This is a genomic window from Pseudoalteromonas sp. (genome assembly GCF_041629635.1).
Lineage (GTDB): Bacteria > Pseudomonadota > Gammaproteobacteria > Enterobacterales > Alteromonadaceae > Pseudoalteromonas.
Window position 1 is genome coordinate 1 of the sequence record NZ_JBFKMX010000278.1, and the last position, 1510, is coordinate 1510.

General features: G+C 39.9%; 2 protein-coding genes. Both read right to left on the minus strand.

Annotated features, from left to right (window positions below):
* Positions 1-54: 54 nt before the first annotated feature.
* Entirely contained in the window at positions 55-567 is a 513-nt protein-coding gene (locus tag ABYD77_RS19105) for a sigma-70 family RNA polymerase sigma factor (RefSeq protein WP_233430493.1), read from the minus strand.
* 52 nt (positions 568-619) lie between these two features.
* The coding region (locus tag ABYD77_RS19110) for a BatD family protein (RefSeq protein WP_372771672.1) at positions 620-1510 on the minus strand (891 nt) is incomplete at its 5' end.

Below are 1510 nucleotides of genomic sequence, written 5' to 3' on the forward strand. Positions count from 1 at the left end.
ACGTCTTTATCGCTGGTATTAGGATCAGCATATAAACGACGTCGTAATTCTAATTCATCCATTGTTGATCCCCCTTTGTAAACTTGGTTGTAAATTGTCTTTCAATTGGTTGCGAGCACGAAATAGTCGTGTCATTACCGTATTTTTGTTAAGTGATAAAATGGATGCGATTTCATCACCACTAAACCCCATTACCACTTGCAGAAGCAAGGGTTCACGGTACTCTTCATCGAGTTGCATAATGCGTTTTTGCAGCTGTGAACGCTCTGCGTTTTGTTCCATATCGAGGGTTTGTGTATCGCATAGCGTATCTTGCTCAACATCGCTGTAATCAAATTGTTTACGCTCAAAACGTCGCGCATTCTCACGACGCAAAATCGTAATTAACCATGCTTTAGCTGCTTGCTGGTCGAGAAGTGAATCAAGCGAGCGCCAAGCCCTTAAAAAAGTTTCTTGCACAAGGTCTTCGGCCACCGTTGGGTCACCTGCTAACCAGTATGCGAAGCGGTATAGCTCTTTGTGATACACATTCACTAACGCTTCATATCGTTTTTGTTTATCTGCCATGTCAATTAAGACCTGACGTTGTTGTTTTTTCTTTCCGAACATTGAAACTATTTTAGTAGAGCTGGGTTAACTCATTCTCACTTTTAGGTTTTTTATTTAAATTATTTAACTGCTGATAGATAAATTTAAGATCAACAGTGTGATTCTTACCTGCATAAAGATTTGCCTGTAAGTGATTAATTGCTTCTGCAAATTGCGGATTATTTATGACGGTATTAAGTTTAGTTAAATCTGCGCTGCCTGTATGTAACTTGCACAGTTTCATCAGTTGATGATAGAACGAACGTTGATTATTTTCTTTTACTGCGGTTTGTAACGCTGGTAGTGGATTTGTACTTGGTACGTACTCTTTATCAGTTTTTGCTAAAGTAGCTACTGGCTTGCGTTTAAACCACATTATAAGCAGTGTAATTAGCCAAAGTGCGTAACCCAGAATCACTAACGGCCAGTAATAAATTGGCGTTTCAACACGCGTATTAACAGAGTCATCTTTAATGTCACTTGTTGGTGCGTTATTCACTTGTGGTGCTGTGATAGTTGGCTGAACAAAGTTTGGATCGCCAACGACGGTTAATTCCCTTGTTAGTAGTGTCGCGTATTCAATTCGATTAGTGATTACATTAAACCAAGGCACACGTACTTCAGGTAATGTGTAGGTACCAGGCGTTTGTGGCATAAGTGCAAATGACTCGACTTTTTGTGAAATCACCTTGCCATTTCTTACAAGGTTATTGGTTTCAGCTTGGTCTGAATAACTGCGCACACCATTAATGCTTGGTAAATTGATTTCTGGTAGTTGCTCTTTGGTGATGCCGAGCGCAGTCATGGTTATGGTGCGAGTAATAGGTTCGCCAATTTGATAGCTTTGTTTTTCAGGTTGCCACTCTTCATTTAATGTGACTAATTCACTCGGTAGCCAGTTGCCGGAAATATTTTCTGGAAT

Excerpts from the sequence above, each read along its gene's own strand:
- ABYD77_RS19105 (WP_233430493.1), bottom strand. The coding sequence starts at position 567 with ATGGCAGATAAACAAAAACGATATGAAGCGTTAGTGAATGTGTATCAC.